This is a genomic window from Roseofilum sp. KMC-1 (assembly GCF_057802075.1).
On record NZ_CM173605.1, the window covers coordinates 3,257,828 to 3,274,477 of the forward strand.

At 41.6% G+C, this 16,650-nt stretch carries 16 protein-coding genes; 12 read left to right on the forward strand and 4 right to left on the reverse strand.

Translation table 11 applies throughout. The annotated features are described in order from the left end of the window. Positions 1–43 precede the first annotated feature (43 nt). Both AC3FZD_RS15045 and AC3FZD_RS15050 read left to right on the forward strand, forming a co-directional pair. Complete coding sequence (locus AC3FZD_RS15045; protein ID WP_488736811.1) at positions 44–1,450, forward strand: hypothetical protein; 1,407 nt, start codon at positions 44–46, stop codon at positions 1,448–1,450. A gap of 14 nt (positions 1,451–1,464) precedes the next feature. After that, the gene (locus AC3FZD_RS15050; RefSeq protein WP_488736812.1) at positions 1,465–1,995 is read left to right on the forward strand and encodes a L,D-transpeptidase; all 531 of its coding nucleotides are present in this window, start codon (positions 1,465–1,467) and stop codon (positions 1,993–1,995) included. 398 nt (positions 1,996–2,393) lie between these two features. Here AC3FZD_RS15050 and AC3FZD_RS15055 read toward each other — a convergent pair whose 3' ends face one another. Then, positions 2,394–3,065: a Uma2 family endonuclease gene (locus AC3FZD_RS15055; protein ID WP_488736813.1), complete on the reverse strand. Its 672-nt coding sequence runs from the start codon at positions 3,063–3,065 to the stop codon at positions 2,394–2,396. Positions 3,066–3,699: 634 nt separating this feature from the next. On the opposite strand from AC3FZD_RS15055, the gene AC3FZD_RS15060 reads away from it, so the two are divergent. The 8 genes from AC3FZD_RS15060 (at position 3,700) to AC3FZD_RS15095 (ending at position 13,781) form a co-directional block, all read left to right on the forward strand. After that, positions 3,700–3,927 (forward strand): hypothetical protein, encoded by a 228-nt coding sequence (locus AC3FZD_RS15060; RefSeq protein WP_488736814.1) that lies wholly within the window; start codon positions 3,700–3,702, stop codon positions 3,925–3,927. A 376-nt stretch (positions 3,928–4,303) separates the two neighbouring features. After that, on the forward strand, positions 4,304–4,555 hold the full coding sequence (locus AC3FZD_RS15065) for a hypothetical protein (protein WP_488736815.1): 252 nt from the start codon (positions 4,304–4,306) through the stop codon (positions 4,553–4,555). A gap of 210 nt (positions 4,556–4,765) precedes the next feature. Then, complete coding sequence (locus AC3FZD_RS15070) at positions 4,766–5,218, forward strand: hypothetical protein (protein WP_488736816.1); 453 nt, start codon at positions 4,766–4,768, stop codon at positions 5,216–5,218. Between the two features lie 148 nt (positions 5,219–5,366). Then, the gene (locus AC3FZD_RS15075) at positions 5,367–7,697 is read left to right on the forward strand and encodes a P-loop NTPase family protein (protein ID WP_488736817.1); all 2,331 of its coding nucleotides are present in this window, start codon (positions 5,367–5,369) and stop codon (positions 7,695–7,697) included. Between the two features lie 69 nt (positions 7,698–7,766). Next, the gene (locus AC3FZD_RS15080) at positions 7,767–8,969 is read left to right on the forward strand and encodes a TRAFAC clade GTPase domain-containing protein (protein ID WP_488736818.1); all 1,203 of its coding nucleotides are present in this window, start codon (positions 7,767–7,769) and stop codon (positions 8,967–8,969) included. A 61-nt stretch (positions 8,970–9,030) separates the two neighbouring features. Continuing rightward, positions 9,031–12,402, forward strand: a complete 3,372-nt coding sequence (locus AC3FZD_RS15085) for a hypothetical protein (RefSeq protein ID WP_488736819.1) — start codon at positions 9,031–9,033, stop codon at positions 12,400–12,402. A gap of 10 nt (positions 12,403–12,412) precedes the next feature. Next, positions 12,413–12,970, forward strand: a complete 558-nt coding sequence (locus tag AC3FZD_RS15090; protein WP_488736820.1) for a hypothetical protein — start codon at positions 12,413–12,415, stop codon at positions 12,968–12,970. 37 nt (positions 12,971–13,007) lie between these two features. Further along, positions 13,008–13,781 (forward strand): peptidoglycan-binding domain-containing protein, encoded by a 774-nt coding sequence (locus tag AC3FZD_RS15095; RefSeq protein WP_488736821.1) that lies wholly within the window; start codon positions 13,008–13,010, stop codon positions 13,779–13,781. Positions 13,782–13,937: 156 nt separating this feature from the next. On the opposite strand, the gene AC3FZD_RS15100 is transcribed toward AC3FZD_RS15095, so the two are convergent. Together AC3FZD_RS15100 and AC3FZD_RS15105 are read right to left on the reverse strand one after the other, a co-directional pair. Further along, positions 13,938–14,270 (reverse strand): XisI protein, encoded by a 333-nt coding sequence (locus tag AC3FZD_RS15100; protein ID WP_488736822.1) that lies wholly within the window; start codon positions 14,268–14,270, stop codon positions 13,938–13,940. Then, positions 14,258–14,677 carry a XisH family protein gene (locus tag AC3FZD_RS15105; protein ID WP_488736823.1) on the reverse strand — a complete coding sequence of 140 codons (420 nt, stop codon included), beginning with the start codon at positions 14,675–14,677 and terminating at the stop codon, positions 14,258–14,260. The genes AC3FZD_RS15100 and AC3FZD_RS15105 overlap by 13 nt, the downstream gene beginning before the upstream one ends. 432 nt (positions 14,678–15,109) lie before the next feature. On the opposite strand from AC3FZD_RS15105, the gene AC3FZD_RS15110 reads away from it, so the two are divergent. Next, a complete protein-coding gene (locus tag AC3FZD_RS15110; protein WP_488736824.1) occupies positions 15,110–15,367 on the forward strand; it encodes a hypothetical protein in 258 nt (85 codons plus the stop codon). A gap of 9 nt (positions 15,368–15,376) precedes the next feature. Next, positions 15,377–15,793: a type II toxin-antitoxin system VapC family toxin gene (locus AC3FZD_RS15115; RefSeq protein ID WP_488736825.1), complete on the forward strand. Its 417-nt coding sequence runs from the start codon at positions 15,377–15,379 to the stop codon at positions 15,791–15,793. Between the two features lie 151 nt (positions 15,794–15,944). Here the strand turns inward: AC3FZD_RS15115 and AC3FZD_RS15120 are convergent, their stop codons facing one another. After that, the gene (locus AC3FZD_RS15120) at positions 15,945–16,598 is read right to left on the reverse strand and encodes a Uma2 family endonuclease (protein ID WP_488736826.1); all 654 of its coding nucleotides are present in this window, start codon (positions 16,596–16,598) and stop codon (positions 15,945–15,947) included. Between the last annotated feature and the right edge of the window lie 52 nt (positions 16,599–16,650).

A 16,650-nucleotide genomic window follows, 5' to 3' on the forward strand; every position in this document is an offset into this window, starting at 1 on the left:
ACGGGATGGGCAACTAACTACTCACTTGAATTTACCGAAAACTATGGCAGACACCAATCGATTCAACTTCCACAAACATCTCAAACCTGTCCGGCTGGTATTAGCCGGGATACTGGCACTGATGTTAGTCCTAGTCACAGGCATTCACAGCTATGCTTCTATGCCAGAAGCAGCCATTATTGCCGGAGTCAATGGCACTGACCTATTCGTAGGCACTGGAGCCAGCCGTTCCCGGCAAGCAGCACAGGTAAAAGCTGAACTGCGGGGCAATAGCATTTTATACGTTCCCGGAGGGAGTCGGGGTTGGGCAATTCTCGGTTTTATCTTTAACGCCCCTTTAGATAGTGCTGGTCTGTTGGTGCAAGCAGGTCCCCATAATGTCGCCTCTCAATGGAGTTTTCCTTGCACTGCCAGCGGTGGTTTCAGAATTGCTTGGAAACGAGGCAGCGACAGGGGATGTGAAGAAGGAGTGCGGGTCACCCGCAGTGGGGCTAGGAGTCAGGGGCAAATTGACCTGAATAGGGAGAGTATTCTAGGAGCCAAGGGGATTTTAAAGGCGCAAGGGGGTAGTGAAGAGGTGATAGTAGCCCCACCGAGTAGCGATAGCAGTATGATCCAGGCTTATGAGTCAGCCAATGGCATAGAGGTAGAAACTATTCTGGGAAATATTTTGGTCAAGTCCGCCAAATATCCCCAAGGCCGACTTATCTCCGAAGGGCAAAGATATTCCTATCCTCAAGATAGCACGATGCCCATAGACCGGAATGCCATAGCCAATTCACGAGAGATGCAGGATTTTTTGAATCCGAATAATTGGTCATCCCCCGACTTGCCCCCCAGGGTAGCTGATGGCATTGGCCAGCAGTTGGGAGAAATGCGTACTGCTTTGGGACAGGGGTCGCCAGTGGCAGGCAATCTCATTGCGATCGCCAGTGGCTCTGGTCGCATTACCCGCAGTGAATATCCCAACGTTTTCCCCGTGGGAACCAGCGTCAGTCAGGTAAATGGGGCATACAACCCATCTGCGGGCAAAATTCTGCTTGAAATTGAAGGCAGACAAGCCGAAATCACCCTCAATGCTCCTTTAAATGATGGCACGCCCATTCCCTTCACTGTCACCAGAATCATCCCAAGAGATGTGAGAGATTCAAGCTGGAGTTATGTTCAACAATTTCCTAATCTGGTGATAAATGCTTTGGTTAAAGATGGGATTCAAACTCAGGGAACCATAATTAAGCAAGGCAATCAAATTCAGGGCAAGTTTTCCAGTCAAGCCAGGTGGCGAGCGAAACCTTCTCGCAGTGCAGCCGATACTACAGTAGCAACTAATGGGGTAGTGGATGGTGAATTCACGCTCACTCTCCAACCGGGAGTAATGGCTAATGCTCCTGTTTTCAGGAATTATACAGCACCCACATGGGATGACACTGTAGTTCCAGGAGGTTGGTAACTATTGACAGCCAAATGATTAAAATTTATCTGGTAATTTCAAAATGGTTGGCTGGCTGGGCAATAGCCGGAGTTTTAGTTATAAGCTCCCAACCATTTTTCCTAGCTCAAACCATAAGTCAACCAACTATTCACCCGGAAATTCCAGATGTACGAGCTACTCGCTTAGAAGTTATTCTTCCTCAGCGTCAGGTCATCGTATATCGGGACTCGGCTGAGGTGAATCGTTACCCAGTTGCCGTTGGAAAAGCTGGATGGGAAACACCAACCGGCAATTTTACCATCACTCAATTGCTGCATAACCCAGCTTGGAAAAATCCCATCACAGACGATATTCTCCTTCCAGGAGACCCAGAAAATCCATTGGGGTCATATTGGATTGGATTTTGGACTGAAGGTTGGATTTGGTATGGCTTTCACGGCACTAACGAGCCTGAATCCATAGGAAAGGCAATTACTCACGGCTGTTTACGGATGTATAACAAGGATGTGGAGGAGCTATTTTCCCAAGTGAGTCTTGGAACAGTCGTGACGATCCGCGAATAAGGTTTCTCTGATGATAGCCCAAGCCGTTTTTGCTATTTTGTAGGGGCGAAGCATGACCGCAGTTAATTTTGGGTTCAAAACCGATAAATTATCAGCGGTTATGCTTCGCCCTTTACATTCTGTTCAACTGCCCATTAGCTCCTAAATCAACCATCCTCAAATCGTGTTTACAGCGGTTTTCAGATTACTGAACCACGGTAGGGCGAAGCATTCCGGTATTCAGATGAATATTTTCAGCAATAGGTTATCTGCCGGAATGCTTCGCCCCTACAGGTATTTGTGGTTTATTTGCGGAGAAAATTGCTGTAAGCATTGAGGATACGGCTTTTCATCAGGATAGTTCTCAATAATCTCGCCCAGAAACACTGAAAAGTAGATTTCATCAAAACTTGATTTTCTTAAAAATCAGCAATCTGCTGATTAAACCAAACCGCCGCATTAATATTATTTCCATCAGTCATCTGTTCTAACATTTCCGATAACAGGGAAATCGGCAACCCCGCCAAAGCTACAGAAACAGCAATTTGCTGATATTTCCCATCCGATTGTAACCGAAATGCCAGCACTTGCCGTCCCTTAATATCCACTACCCAATATTCAGGAATTCCCAACGCCGCATAAAGCTGTTTTTTCTCATCTAAATCCGTGGCTAAAGTAGTATCAGCAATTTCCCCCACTAAATCAGGAACTCGCCAACGTTCCAGATTAATTCGGCGCGGTTCTCCCTCTGACCATTGAGGCGAACCACCACCGATATATAAAACTTTATCAGGAGCCGCCGCTTGCTTTGGCGGTTTTTCAATCACACAACCGCTCAAAGAATCCACTAGCAACCCTTTTTTCCGAGCAAACCAGACAAAAAACACGATAGTAAATAAATCGTTAAATCTGGCGTGGTTAATTCCTTCGTTACCTATGTTAGCCCAAAGATATCCCTGGTTAAAAAACAGTCTTACATCCTGCTCCAAACTAGGATTATCCCGCCATGCCAAGTAATCATCCCAGGTGGCGGTTTTCCATTGGGGGAAAGCCAGATTAATGGTGGGTTTTTCAGCAGTTGTAGGAGTCATTATGATCCGCTCCGCTATGGATCTTCATCGTTTATTATATCCTACAGCCAAGAAACCGGATTTCTATCATAGCTTTTGCCTTTCAACTAATAATATCGCTGAAGAAGCCCGGTTTCTAGCCCGGTTTTTACTTCATCGGTGGCATTTTGTCAAGATCAGTAAAGATCGGTTCCAAGTGATCTTTACTGATCTTGGCAACTAATTGGCGATCGCTGAAAATGAAAGTAAGTTAATCGTCAGTTGAATTTACCAGGAGGCGATCGCACCAGGGAGCATCACAATAATCTATGCTTCGTACCGATAAGTTGGTTAAGCCTGCCCCCGCGAAGGCGGGGGAAACCCGGTTTCTGAGTTCCTGAAAGCAAAGATTTATTACGGTTATGCTTCGCCCTTACTCCCGGAAAGATCGTGCCCCTACGATCGTCTCTCAATAGAAGCCGGTGGCAGGGTAAAATCCTCATCTCTGAAAAGATTTTGGGAATTTTTGGGAATTTTTGGAAAGTTTTGGCTCGATCGAGCGTTATAGCTGATAAGAACACAGGAAAAATTCATTTTCTCGGTCGCTGACCCTAAAAACCCGGTTTCTGAATCCTCTGACTCTATGACCACTTACTTTTAAACTTTTCACCCAAATATGATGTCACATGAACCTGACAGTAAGCAGACTAATATTGACGAGGTTTTTGCCCGAATTCAAGACCTTTTGCTTCAGACTTGGCAAGAGACAGGTTTTGGCTGTTTATCCATTGAAAGCGATCGACCTAGAAATGAAAAAATTAGGATTGTGATTAAGGGAGGAACCCATTATCGTTATGTGATTACCGATGAAGAAGTGAGGCGGTGGCTTGGCAATAAATCTTAACAATAGGAAATTATTATCTGTGGTATGATTGCCATATTGGTGCGAGGAAAAGCCTGCACCAATATCACATCAATCAATGGGGCAAAATGCCGGAAACAACCGGAAATATAAAGCCCATGCCTTGATTGGGATGATTCAAAAGCAACGACGCTGTACGGTTGTAAGTATCGACAGCTAATCATTTTAAATCAACTGAATAGTTAGCTCATCTAGTCTGAGACGAATGGGAGTTTCGCGGGACTGGGGAAAGTGGCTAAGGAACCGAGTTTTTCCAGGGATATTACTTCGGTGAATTTGCTTTGCCAAAAAACCCGGTTTCTGAATATATCCAGCTTTTTATGTTTGTCACTCAGTAGCTTGATGAGGAATTGAGATTATGAAATCGCTGATAAGTGATGCTGAATTGTTGAATGTTCAAGTTTCAGATGCGCTGCAAGATGTTGAGAATTCTCTGAAAAGTTTGGCGACCAGTCCAGATTTGCTGACTAAGATGCAGGGGATATTTGGCGATCGCCTGGATGGGGAAAAAGCACGAGTTTTGGCAGCATCTTGGGCCGCTAGAGATTTTAGCGCTTTTCCTGCGATCGAGGCAAGCAATTGGCGATCGCGCAAGATGAACATAATCTAATTTTTCGTTGAATTTACAGGGTTGCGATTCCCGTAGGGTTGCCTGTGGGTATCTGATGATTTGTGAATGATCTGGACATTTGGACAAATTGATGGCAAGAACATTTGGGGATTCAGGATTAAAGATTGGTTGCGCTAACCGCGAATTGCATAAATTTTCAATTCTTGCCCGATAAGTTAGTGAACGCAATAAATAGATGGAGTCAAAACCATGCAAGTCAATCATACGGCTAAAGTCACTTTTGCTCTGCTTGCTAGTGCCTCGCTTCTTGTTCCCACGGTGGCGATCGCAGGCAACCGTTACGAAGAGCAAATACGCGGTCAGCTAATGATGGCCGCAATGGCGTTGGGATTGGAGGATTATCAGCTTTTTTACGACCCTTATATTGATAGCTTGGGCGCTAACAGTGAGGATCGCCTAACTTTCACCCTGAAAAAAGGCGGGACTTATGCCATTGTTGGCGTTTGCGATGAAGATTGCAGCGATATCGACCTGGAAATTTATGACGAAAATGGGAATTCAATTGCGGTCGATCGCGGATCTGATGACTACCCAATCCTCCAGATTTCTCCTACTTGGACAGGAGAGTTCAGTTTAGAGGTAGATATGTATAGTTGTTCAACTTCTGATTGTTATTACGGAATTGGCGTTTTTAGTCAATAATTGATTCACGAATATTGATTCACCTTTAAACAATCTGAATCAAGATTTGGCATCTGATTGTAGCGATCGCCGATAACCCCATAAACTTTCGGCGCTTCAAGCGATCGCAATCATTATTCAATCATTTTAGTCTTTAGGAGTTCATAACATGGTGACATCAGCCCCTTTGGAAAGTTTGCGTGACAAAATCCAAAAACACTTACCTGATGCTACGCCCGATCAGGTAGGACGTTTTGCCCTTCAGGTTGAGCGACTGAAAAAGCTGCAACATTTTTTTACAGATTATCCTGAAGAGCAAGAAGACTTTAAAGATAAGCTGGAACTTGCTCAAAAAGCACTTAAATACGAAAAGCCTTACCGCATAGCTGTGATTGGCAAGGCAAGAACTGGCAAAAGCACAACAATTAACGCCATCTTAGGACGGGATTTAGTGCTGGCAAAAATATCAGGTAAACCAGCAACAGGAGCAGCTTTAGAAATTTTCTTTGACGCAGCTAATGCTCAACAGGAAACAGCCCAAGTTATTTACCGTGATGAAGCCAATATTCGTAGCCTGGTCGCAGATTTTGTCAGTCGCTATAAAGCATATAGATTGAACGAATCCGGGCTGACTGGCAATCTTGATGCAGGTTACGCTATAGCACTGGAAAAGTTACAGCCAGCCATTCAACTTCCCGATCAAGCAAACAGAGATTTTGAGGAGTTACGGTTGAGTTTGGCAGATATTGTTAGACAGTATGCCAATAATCTTGGGAAGGAATTGCGGCAGAATTTTTCTCTTGCCAACCGAAGAGATATTGAAGAATTGATGAATTTAATTGATGAGAATAGCGACATCAACAGCCCTGGTTCTTTGAATCGTCGAATCGGCTTAGTCAAGTCCGTTACATATCACATTGTGCCAAGCGAAAGCCCTGATGGAATCGCTACACTAAAATTGCCCAAGAATGTATGTTTAGTTGACTTACCAGGGCTTGATGGCACTCCCCTACACGATATTATTATCAGTGAAGGAATTAAAGAAGCTGATGCTGTAATTTTTATTCAAAGCCCAAACGGGATTCTCACTCGTGGCGATGGTTATCTGCTTGATAGATCGCGAAAATATATTAGCTTTGAAGGAAACGAGCGGGCGGGCGAGCGGATATTTCTAGTCCTTAATGCTAAAGATAGCATTATGACAGACAGCCCAGAGAAACAGAATATTCTGCGGAGACAGATGGGCGAGTTGATGGAATTGTTGGTTTCAAATTATGCGATAAATTTTTCAAATCGCGGGGGAGATCGTCCTTATTTTGAGACATCCTCTTGGATTGCATACTACGTTCAAAAGAAACTTAAAGGAGAGACAATTGAAGATACTAACACTTATGAAGCCGCCACCCTCAAACTAGGTGTTCGAGGGAAAAGCGATCGCGAAGTCCTAGAAGCCAGCCAAATTCCGAAGCTGGTAGAAGAATTGACTAAATTTGCCCGCGAGCATCGGATTGAGGGACAAATTCGCGACGGGAAGTTGGCTTTGGACAGTATTGTAGAAAACCTTTTGAGCAACTATGAAAGTGAACTGGATAAACTAAAGCAAGACCAAGGAGAACTAGACGTTCCGAGTCAAGAAGAGCAGAAGCTAAACGAGAAACAAAAGGAGGTTGAACAGTTAGTAATTGAATTCCGAAGGTTACAAATCAAACGCTTTGAAGATTGGCACAAGCAATTGGAACAAGAAGCCGTAAAAATTTGCAACGAGATCGATGATGTGTTGAAGCAAAAAATGCCCCATATTTGGGAAAATAGCTTTGATGACAAATGGAATCTTGTAGTTGCTCAACAGATCAGTCAAAGAAATGAGGAATTCATCGTCAGCGAAACTCAGCTTGAACTTTGGAAACAACTAACGTTCTATGTACCAAGACTAGCCCAGCAATTAGTAGTAATTTACCAGTCGAACTTACAATCGTACCAACTTGCACAGAAAATTGCCAATGGCTGCGGTGGCTATGATGTAAAAGCTGGAGAATTAGAGTCAATGATTAAACAGTTGATTGACAAAAAGATGAAGCACACCATGAGGGAAGTAGCTAGTCGCATTGCCATAACCTTAATTACAGATCCAGAATTTGATTTAACAGCTAAGGATGCTGAGGGTAAACTAAAGAACCAGAAACTATATGATATTATTCAGTCTATTCCTCGCCAGAGTACACCGGAAACTTTTCGCTCATTTGTTGCAGAATTTCGCAATTATTACCAAGACACAATTACTGAATGTGTGATTGCCTTGCTAAATCTTTATCGCTATGAAATGTTGTTGATTGAGAATGTTCTGTTGGCTCAGATCCGAAAAATATTTGGGAAAATCCGTAAAAATGATAATTCTCATCTAAAATCTCAAATTCGGGAGAGTCTGAATCTTGACCCCAACTGGCAGCGACAGTATTCACTCGAACATAAAATCACTGCCCTTAAACCCATCAAGTCGTAATCAAGTCAGTATTCCGAAACAGGAAACCACCATCAATCAATTTTTTGCTATAGCTCAATCAGGAGATTTATGAACAACAACAACCAGTTATTACAATTACGAACGGCTTTCACCCAATTGTTCGTGAGAAATCAACAGACTTCACCAATCAGACCACAGGATATACGCATAGGAATTTGGGGAACGTCCGGTTCTGGAAAGACGACTTACTTAGCAATGCTTTACTATGCGCTGCTTCTATCAAAGGATTGGCAAGTTACTGCGGATCATGAAGCTCGCCAGTTTGTAACAAAATCTATTAATGAAATCAAAGAAGGAAACTTCCCACCTGCCACCCAACCGACTGAAAAGCTCAATATTTTCACTTATACCCTAAGATGGCAAAATTCTTCTACGACAATAGGCCCTAAAGTTGTCCTGAATTTTATTGATGCTCCAGGAGGGTTTTATGAAGACATACATTCAACAAAAGTGCAAATAGTTGAACCTCCGAGTCAGGTTACAAGTGCAGAGACGCAAGTCGGTCAAAACCAGGACAATTCAATGGGCATCGTGGATTATTTACTTAGTTGCGATGGAATTATTTTCTTACTAGATCCCATGCGAAGCAAGGAAGAAGGTAATTTGTACTGGCGTTTGTTATTCGATTTATTTCTGGAGTTTCAGGAACAATCTCAACAAGAAAACATGACGAATGCGCGACTACAGCAGTACATGGCATTCTGCGTGACAAAGGTTGACAAAGAGGAGATATGGAGTCAAGCAAAGGAATCAGCAGATTTAGCTAAAGATGTGATGGGTCAGGCTCTATTTACCAGTCTGGAAACTGGTTTTTGTTTAGAAAATCGGTATAAGTTTTATTCTGTAGCATCTATTGGTCGTTATCTTGATAAAGATGGCAAGTCATGGAAAGAAGCTGTAATTTACCCAGACATCCTAGACATCCCAGATAGCTCAAAAACCTCAGAAACTCAGACAAATCTATCATCGCCACCATCGCCAAGGCGCCGATATTCACAAGGGAAATCTCAAAACTCACAAGCTACTGATGCTTCGTCAGAAGAACCTAATACTCCACCTAGTTTGTCATCAGATGATGAATGGGGATCGCTCAACCAGACATCAAACACTCCAGAACCACCTTCGATACCCCTACCGACTATTAATACAAAAGTGCAATATGAGCCATTCAATGTCATCGCACCGATTGAGTGGTTAATCGATGGCATTCAAAAACAACCACCATCTCGGCCACAACCTAAACAAAAGTGATAGCTAGTGGTCGGAGCATTTTAGAACAGCTACATTCACACAACATAAAACCTTTTGATCTATGTACTCACAGTTTATTTACGGGAAATTGGTTAGCAACAGAGGCTCTGAGTATCAGCTTGTTGCTCGCAGCGCTGACTTGACCAATGAACTTAACCTCAAAACTATGGCAGAAGGAAACCATCGTTTTTGGGGTGCAACACCGCCAGAGAGAATGGTAAAAGCAGTTGGTATCTTTTGTGAAGGGGATAATTTGGTATTAATTAAAGCCGAAACTGCTGTAGACCAAAACAATCAGTTGGCTGTCAATGGAGACAGAGGATTTGATCAGCACCGCTATGTTTTTATTCCCGTCACATCCATGTCAGCGTTGCAAGGTCGGACACTCAAACTACTTGTCTGGATGCTTAATCAACCCATCCCCCTCTTGACAGGGTTTAATGCCAATTTAGAACCTTTATCTATTCCAATTGTAGAAGAGCCAATATCAGCCGAAACTACTATAGATAAAGAAATTGATAAAATTCGGCAATGCTGGCCAGATGGCAACGAGCAAAAGCCTTTAGTTTTATCGGCGTTAGCAGCAATAATTAACGGCAAAAGGCTCCTGCTCACCAATGAGCAAACAGGTATTCCTTTTCAGAACTGGATGGAGAGCATTTTGCTCCTACTACCTGCTAGTATTCGCCCTCAAATATCCGTTGCCGTCGGAACCCTTGATGAGCAGCAATGCCCTTGGGCAACACTGGTGGTGAAAACTAATCAACATTCTTCTCGCTCATTGCCCGAAAATATGATTTGGCTGAATCGTGCTAATCAAACATTTCAGGGACAGGCTGACGATAATACATTTGAGAATCCTTATGTTGATTATATACGCGACCATATAGCAACAGCCCCAGAGACACTTAAGCAACTGCTTGAACAACTGGATACAATTGCTGACAATGATATTACCCTGGAGTCCCTAGCTGACCCCAAAATAATTGTCCGCCTGATTCGCGCATTAACTGAAGAAAAACAAAACAAGTTTTTGACAAAATATCTCTCTGAATTGAGTATCGATATTTGGGATGTGTTAATTCGACTAATAAGCAAGGAAGATTATCAACAGGGATTTGTGTTTGCCTGTAAAGAAATTGTCCGGTTAATTCCCGCATTACCTAAACAAAAGCAAGATGATTGCTTGACTAAATATCTCTCTGGATTGAGTATCGATATTTGGGATGTGTTAATTCAACTGATAAGCAAGGAAGATTATCAACAGGGATTTGTGTTTGGCTGTAAAGAAATTGTCCGGTTAATTCCCGCATTACCTAAAGAAAAGCAAGATGAGTGCTTGACTAAATATCTCTCTGGATTGAGTATCGATATTTGGGATGTGTTAATTCAACTGATAAGCAAGGAAGATTATCAACATGGACTTATGTTTGCCTGGAAAGAATTAGGTAAAAAGGCAATTTCAGAACTTCAAGCGATTACCCTAATGTTGCAGGCTTGGAGTCACCTTGTCCATGCAAAGTTAATCCTGTTGTTAGATGAACTCAATAATAATTTGCCACTAGCGGGGATATTACTTAAGGACAAGAGCTTATTAGATCAGCCCATCCGCAAATCTGAAACTACTACAATTCCAAGGAGATCAGATAGCTTTAACACATCAGAACCTCAACCATATCAACCATATCAACCATTGCCACAGAATGTTTATTCAGAGGGTTATTGTCCCGATAATCCATCAGGGATATCTAATATTCCCCCTAGTTCTAGTTTGTCATCTACTGCAATTGTAGAAAAATTAATTGCACTTTGTAAAAATGTCGTAGCTGATAAAGCTCGATCTAATTGGTTAGAGTCATGGAAATTTGCTACTAATCTTGCGACTCACAAATTTTTTGCCGATGAGAAAGAGACTTTTTCGTTACTTGATACTACCCTGTTAGGTGAAATTACTGTTAAAGAGTTATACAACTGTTTCACCTTAAAGCTGGCAATTTTGTTGCCTAGTATTGAGGCGGAACAGTTCAGAAAGAGTAATTTGTCCCAACAGCTTACAACAAAAAATCTACAAGTAGCTAATTGGCTTACTGATTTACTTGCAGAGCGCAATTCAGGTCTAGCAAAACTGCCGCAGATAGCCAAGTTAACAGAGATGAACTATGGGGCAAAAAATAATTTGTACGAGGCGTTTCTGAGAACATGGTCGCCAAGTAAGGAGAATGCAAGACCCTTGTTAGTGGCGGTGATTAAAGAAAATCAAAACCTCCCTAACAATTTCAGTCGGCATGAGTTTAGTCAAACCTATACTTGGTTTGAGCAACAGCAGCCTGGACTCAAGGCAATTTTCGACAGTCTCCAGCAAAATCCTATCTGGGAAAATTGGGATAAACTGGCTCAAGCTGTTTATGACAATCCACAAGAGCAGACTGAATTTGTGGACAGCATAGTAGGAAAGAGCTTTCCTATTAAGGTGATGCAAAAATGGCTACCGCTAATCGATGATAGTGAGAATATCAGGAAAAATTTTCTTATCACATCTTCTGCATGGCAAAGTCTCACCATTGACGATTTCAATCAGCTTGTTCCTAGTTCCCAACAGTATGTTACTCCGTTGACGCGCTGTTTGCGAGATGGCTCGCGCCTTGACTGGATTAAGGGTGACTTACTGCATTACCTTTGCCAAACCTGGATACGACAAAAGAGAGTTGATGCGGACTTGATAAATGTAATCACCAGTCCTAGCGTGACTGATACATTTACAACTCAGGATTGGTTAATTCTACAACGCCTGAGTTGGGAACCTGAAATTGAACTAGAACTGCCATTAGGGGTGAAAACTGCTTTGACACCTGAGCAGAAGAAGTCTTTGCAGAACGATGCTAAGACAATAGTAGATGGCTACACTCGTCCCGAACAAACGCGCAGGTTGCTTAATCATTGTGCAGGATGGAGTTTGGGTTTAATTGAACAAAAAGAGATTCTCAAAGTTGTTCAACCTTCAACCTGCAATGTTGACCTAATAATTCCCTACCTCTATCGTGAAGGTAAAGCCATTAATCCTGCGGAAGAACAGCAGTTAATAGGATTGTTACTTCAACTGCAATTAAATGACCGAGAAAGACCTGATTTAGAAAAATTATCTGTTGAGGTTTTTACTCAATACATATTACCCAACAAAAATATGACCCTGCTCAAGTGGTGGCGAGATAAAGCGGTCGAAAAAGAGCTTTACAAAAAAGCATTTTACAGTGCTGCTCAAAAATATGTGCAGAACATCTCTATAACGGATTTTTTCAATTACATTCAAGATTTGAAAACAGCCTCGCTAGTTGAAGAGTCTGGCTTGATGTTCAAGGCAACATTTAGCTGGATACCAGTACCAGAATCTTTAATTAAACCCATCATTGAGTGTATTTCTAACTCCACATTTTAAGGAAACTCAAATGACTGCACAGCCACCTAACTCTAGTCCACCTTGGAAATGCACCGGCGTTTCTACCAATCCACACGCGGAGGCGATCAATAATACTAAGAAGTGCCAATACTGTGATAGAACATACGATGATTATCTCAAAGACCATAAAGCTGCCATCAAAAGGAGGAATAGGCTTCTTTATTTAGGTGAAAAGCAGGGTGCATATCAAGCTGATATAATATTTAACTGTGGTATAGACCACGGAGTAAAGATGATGAGAAAAAGCATTATAGACGGCTTAATTGCTGCCCTGGTAACCTTAATATTCCTAGGATTGTTCGGTGTCACCGTAGGTTTTGCTTTTGGTGAATGGGTAATACTCATATTGATTTCGGGAATTGGTTCTGGACTCGCATTCCGTTTTTTCTATAGTGCGAAATTTAGTAAATTAGCTAGAAAAAACCAAGACCAAATTGTTATAGCCAAAATAAATGCCTTGATTGCAGAAGGAGCAATAAAGCCAGAGATAGGAATTGAAGTTAAAAATGCAATTGTTAACCAAATGTCAAAGCAAAGCAAGTTCTGAAGAGCGATCGCTCCGACTCAAATTACACAGTGATTCTATGATGCCCGAAGAAATCAGAGCACCTAATTTTAAGGAAACTCAAATGACTGCACAACCACCTAACTTTAGGACAACTTGGAAATGCACCGGCGTTTCTACCAATCCACACGCGGAGGCGATTAATAATACTAAAAAGTGCCAATACTGTGATAGAACATACGATGATTATCTCAAAGACAATAAACTTGAGATTTTTCAGAAAAGACTACTATCCTATTCTGGTATGGCCGCGATCGCTGCCTTATTGCTACTTATTTCTGCTGGTATGTATGCAAGACAAAAATTTGCGGAAGCCGATCGCGCAATTAGTCAGATTAAGCAGACACAGGCTGAACTTGATCAAGTCAATGCCGACTTAGAGAAAGCAAAACAAGACTTAGAGAACGCCAAAGAAATACTCAAACAAGTTCCTGAACTACAAAAGTTACTGGCAGACACTCAGAATAAATTAGATTCAACCAAACAGCAACTGCAAAACACCCAGTCTAATTTGACGCAAACCAATCAAAAATTGACTCAAACCAAGAATAAATTACAACAACGGGATCAGCAAGTTACTGAAGGAAGTAAATGCGTTAAGTTAATCGGGGAAATTAACAATGTCATCTGGGAAGGTGCCGCGTTAAATCCTGACGGAGTTATGAGGATTCAGCAAACTTTGCAATCTGTTGGTTTCTATCAAGGTGAAATAGATGGAATTTTGGCCTATAGCACCAGAAAATCTATTGAGAATTTTCAGCGAGATTGCCAAGCCAAGTTGGAGCGGCAGTAGTGGCTAAGTCTTTGAATAAATTATGCATAAAAAAATTATCAAAAAACTCGATTTTTGTTCTCCCGCTTTCAACCCAGAAACCGGGTTTGTAGCATAATCTCTGCATCCCTACCAAGATTTAATTAAGAAACCCGGTTTCTTTTTTCCCATCAAAAATTAAGCCACGGCAAATTCAGTAAACTGCCGCACATAAGGGGAACGAAATCCCAAAACAATATCGGTTTTTGGCACTCCTAATTCCATCAACTGATTTGCCAATCCTTCTTCTGTAAAATCGCGCTGAATCCAAATCTTGCCATCTTTGATATCGATATGAATCGGACATCCATACATTCGTTCTTCATCATGCCATCCCACATACAACAATAAATAGCGATCGCGTTCTGTATCAAAAACAATTTCAGTAGTTTCTACATCTTTTTCTAATCGATCGCTGGCGTGTTGAGAGATAACTTTCTGAACTAAATCTGGATAATTTAACTTTTCCATAAGATGATCTCCTGTTTTTCTGCATGAAATACCAATAGTTTTATTTGATATCGTTCCAACACCGTTTGCACAAACGAATCTGTGAAAAACTCTTGATAAATATCGTTGGGTACAGCCAAATACAGAACTCGTTCTGGTGCCAATTTTTCCAAGGCTAATTGATAGTTAAGAAACTGACCAACAGCAGTATGAAATTCTGATATAGTCGATCGGCCAACAAAACTTTTCACCTCCACTGCTATTTTTTGTTCTCCCCTTTCAGCCGATAATAATTTTTCTGCGCCTAAATCTATCTGAATGCTAACTTGCACAGTGACTTTGACAAACAGAGGATCGTGAGTAATTGTCCATCCATCTTTTTCCAGGGCTGAACGCACGGTATCGTGAAAGATATCTTTGGCTGACATGATTAGAAAGATTTATTTTCATCATTATAAGTTAGTCAGTAACCTTTAATAACTTAAGCGGTTAGCCTTTCTACTAAATTATAGCTAAAATCTCGTCATTTTCCCAAGCGATCGCCCCAAAATCACCCTATCTCAGAACCCAGAAACCGGGTTGATTCCTGGGTGTTCAGAAACCGGGTTTCTTAACCAAAATTTTGGTTGTGATGCAACAGTTAACGCAGAAACCCGGTTTCTTTTCAGGGAAGCGATCGCCCCAAAAGCCCCCTATCCCAGAACCCAGAAACCAGGATCCAAAAAATAACATGAAGCATCAGCCCCGAAATGTGAACAAACTCGGTTATTGAATATTTTTAAATTAAAGTCTATAATAGATAATGTTTAACTTGCTGTCAGCTTTTTCCAATCCAACTCTAGTAGATGCTATCATTTTTTATGAGTAAAATTACCTTAGAAATTCCCGAAGCATTAATGAATCAATTACAAAATAAATCCGATTCTATCCAAGATATTTTGCTTAAAGCATTAGAGGATTATTTAAAGCGAGAAGAGTCAGATATTACCAAAACTCAGACATGGAACCTCTGTGGAACTCTGGAAGTTTCTAATCCTGAACCCGAATTTATTGTCAAGCAAAGCGGAACGGAATTCTCCACCAACTATGCTGAAAACAGCGATCTAACTCTGTATTAAACCAATAATATGACTCAAAATATAATTGTTGATACGTCGGCATTGATTGCTTTTTTCGTCAAATCGGAAACTCATCATCAAAGAGCGAAAGAATATGTGTTGAATCATCAAAATGATTCTTGGATTATTTTAGAAACAGTCTTTGATGAAACCGTAACTTGGATTAGAACTAAAATTTCTAGTGAGGCTTCGATTAAAATTGGTCAAGTTTTAAGACTAGAACATCGCTATGTCAATATCTCCGATCAAGATGATCGGATGATTTGGTCAGTTTTTTGTAAGTATAGTGATAAAAAATGGAGTTATACAGATTGCTCTATTTTAGTCATGGCTAATCGGTTGAATGTCTTTAGGGTTTTTGCTTTTGATGAACATATTCGTCAAATGTCAGGATTAGGAATTATTTGCGTTCCCGATCCAAATTAATCTCAGGCGAGATTTTCTCCTATCCCAGAGGCCAGAAACCAGGTTTCTTTTTATCCGCAGAAACCCGGTTGATTGGGGTGTTGAGAAACCGGATTTATTGTATGTAGGGGCGATCGCCGCCATCGGATCGCCCCATAAACCCGGTTTTTTCTTAACCTTCTTGCTCCAAATCAGCAAGCTGCTGATTAAACCAAACCGCCGCATTAATATTATTCCCCTCAGTCATCTGTTCTAACATTTCTGATAACAGGGAAATCGGCAATCCTGCCAAAGCTACAGAAACGGCAATTTGCTGATATTTCCCATCCGATTGTAACCGAAATGCCAGCACTTGCCGTCCCTTAATATCCACTACCCAATATTCAGGAATTCCCAACGCCGCATAAAGCTGTTTTTTCTCATCTAAATCCGTGGCTAAAGTGGTATCGGCAATTTCCCCCACTAAATCGGGAACTCGCCACTTATCCAGATTAATTCGGCGGGGTTCCCCCTCAGACCATTGAGGAGAATTACCCCCGATATATAAAACTTTATCAGGAGCCGCCGCTTGGGTTCGTGGTTTTTCAATTACACAACCGCTCAAAGAATCCACCAGTAAACCCGGTTGTCGAGCAAACCAGAAACCGAATACCAGTGTGAATAAATCGTTAAACCTCGCATGGTTAATTCCTTCATTACCCATATCAACCCACAGATACCCCTGGTGAAAAAACAGTCTTACGTCTTTATCTAAATCAGGATTGTCCCGCCATACGACATAATCATCCCAGGTAGCGGGTTGCCATTGGGGGAGAGCTAGAGTCATGGGAGATGAAACAGCAGTTATAGGAGTCATATTAATCTTTGGCGCCTGTACC

What these genes read in the sequence shown, in the direction of transcription:
- AC3FZD_RS15045 (WP_488736811.1), top strand. Translation starts at nt 44, where the DNA reads ATGGCAGACACCAATCGATTCAACTTCCACAAACATCTCAAACCTGTC.
- AC3FZD_RS15050 (WP_488736812.1), top strand. Translation starts at nt 1,465, where the DNA reads ATGATTAAAATTTATCTGGTAATTTCAAAATGGTTGGCTGGCTGGGCA.
- AC3FZD_RS15055 (WP_488736813.1), bottom strand. Translation starts at nt 3,065, where the DNA reads ATGACTCCTACAACTGCTGAAAAACCCACCATTAATCTGGCTTTCCCC.
- AC3FZD_RS15060 (WP_488736814.1), top strand. Translation starts at nt 3,700, where the DNA reads ATGATGTCACATGAACCTGACAGTAAGCAGACTAATATTGACGAGGTT.
- AC3FZD_RS15065 (WP_488736815.1), top strand. Translation starts at nt 4,304, where the DNA reads ATGAAATCGCTGATAAGTGATGCTGAATTGTTGAATGTTCAAGTTTCA.
- AC3FZD_RS15070 (WP_488736816.1), top strand. Translation starts at nt 4,766, where the DNA reads ATGCAAGTCAATCATACGGCTAAAGTCACTTTTGCTCTGCTTGCTAGT.
- AC3FZD_RS15075 (WP_488736817.1), top strand. Translation starts at nt 5,367, where the DNA reads ATGGTGACATCAGCCCCTTTGGAAAGTTTGCGTGACAAAATCCAAAAA.
- AC3FZD_RS15080 (WP_488736818.1), top strand. Translation starts at nt 7,767, where the DNA reads ATGAACAACAACAACCAGTTATTACAATTACGAACGGCTTTCACCCAA.
- AC3FZD_RS15085 (WP_488736819.1), top strand. Translation starts at nt 9,031, where the DNA reads ATGTACTCACAGTTTATTTACGGGAAATTGGTTAGCAACAGAGGCTCT.
- AC3FZD_RS15090 (WP_488736820.1), top strand. Translation starts at nt 12,413, where the DNA reads ATGACTGCACAGCCACCTAACTCTAGTCCACCTTGGAAATGCACCGGC.
- AC3FZD_RS15095 (WP_488736821.1), top strand. Translation starts at nt 13,008, where the DNA reads ATGATGCCCGAAGAAATCAGAGCACCTAATTTTAAGGAAACTCAAATG.
- AC3FZD_RS15100 (WP_488736822.1), bottom strand. Translation starts at nt 14,270, where the DNA reads ATGGAAAAGTTAAATTATCCAGATTTAGTTCAGAAAGTTATCTCTCAA.
- AC3FZD_RS15105 (WP_488736823.1), bottom strand. Translation starts at nt 14,677, where the DNA reads ATGTCAGCCAAAGATATCTTTCACGATACCGTGCGTTCAGCCCTGGAA.
- AC3FZD_RS15110 (WP_488736824.1), top strand. Translation starts at nt 15,110, where the DNA reads ATGAGTAAAATTACCTTAGAAATTCCCGAAGCATTAATGAATCAATTA.
- AC3FZD_RS15115 (WP_488736825.1), top strand. Translation starts at nt 15,377, where the DNA reads ATGACTCAAAATATAATTGTTGATACGTCGGCATTGATTGCTTTTTTC.
- AC3FZD_RS15120 (WP_488736826.1), bottom strand. Translation starts at nt 16,598, where the DNA reads ATGACTCTAGCTCTCCCCCAATGGCAACCCGCTACCTGGGATGATTAT.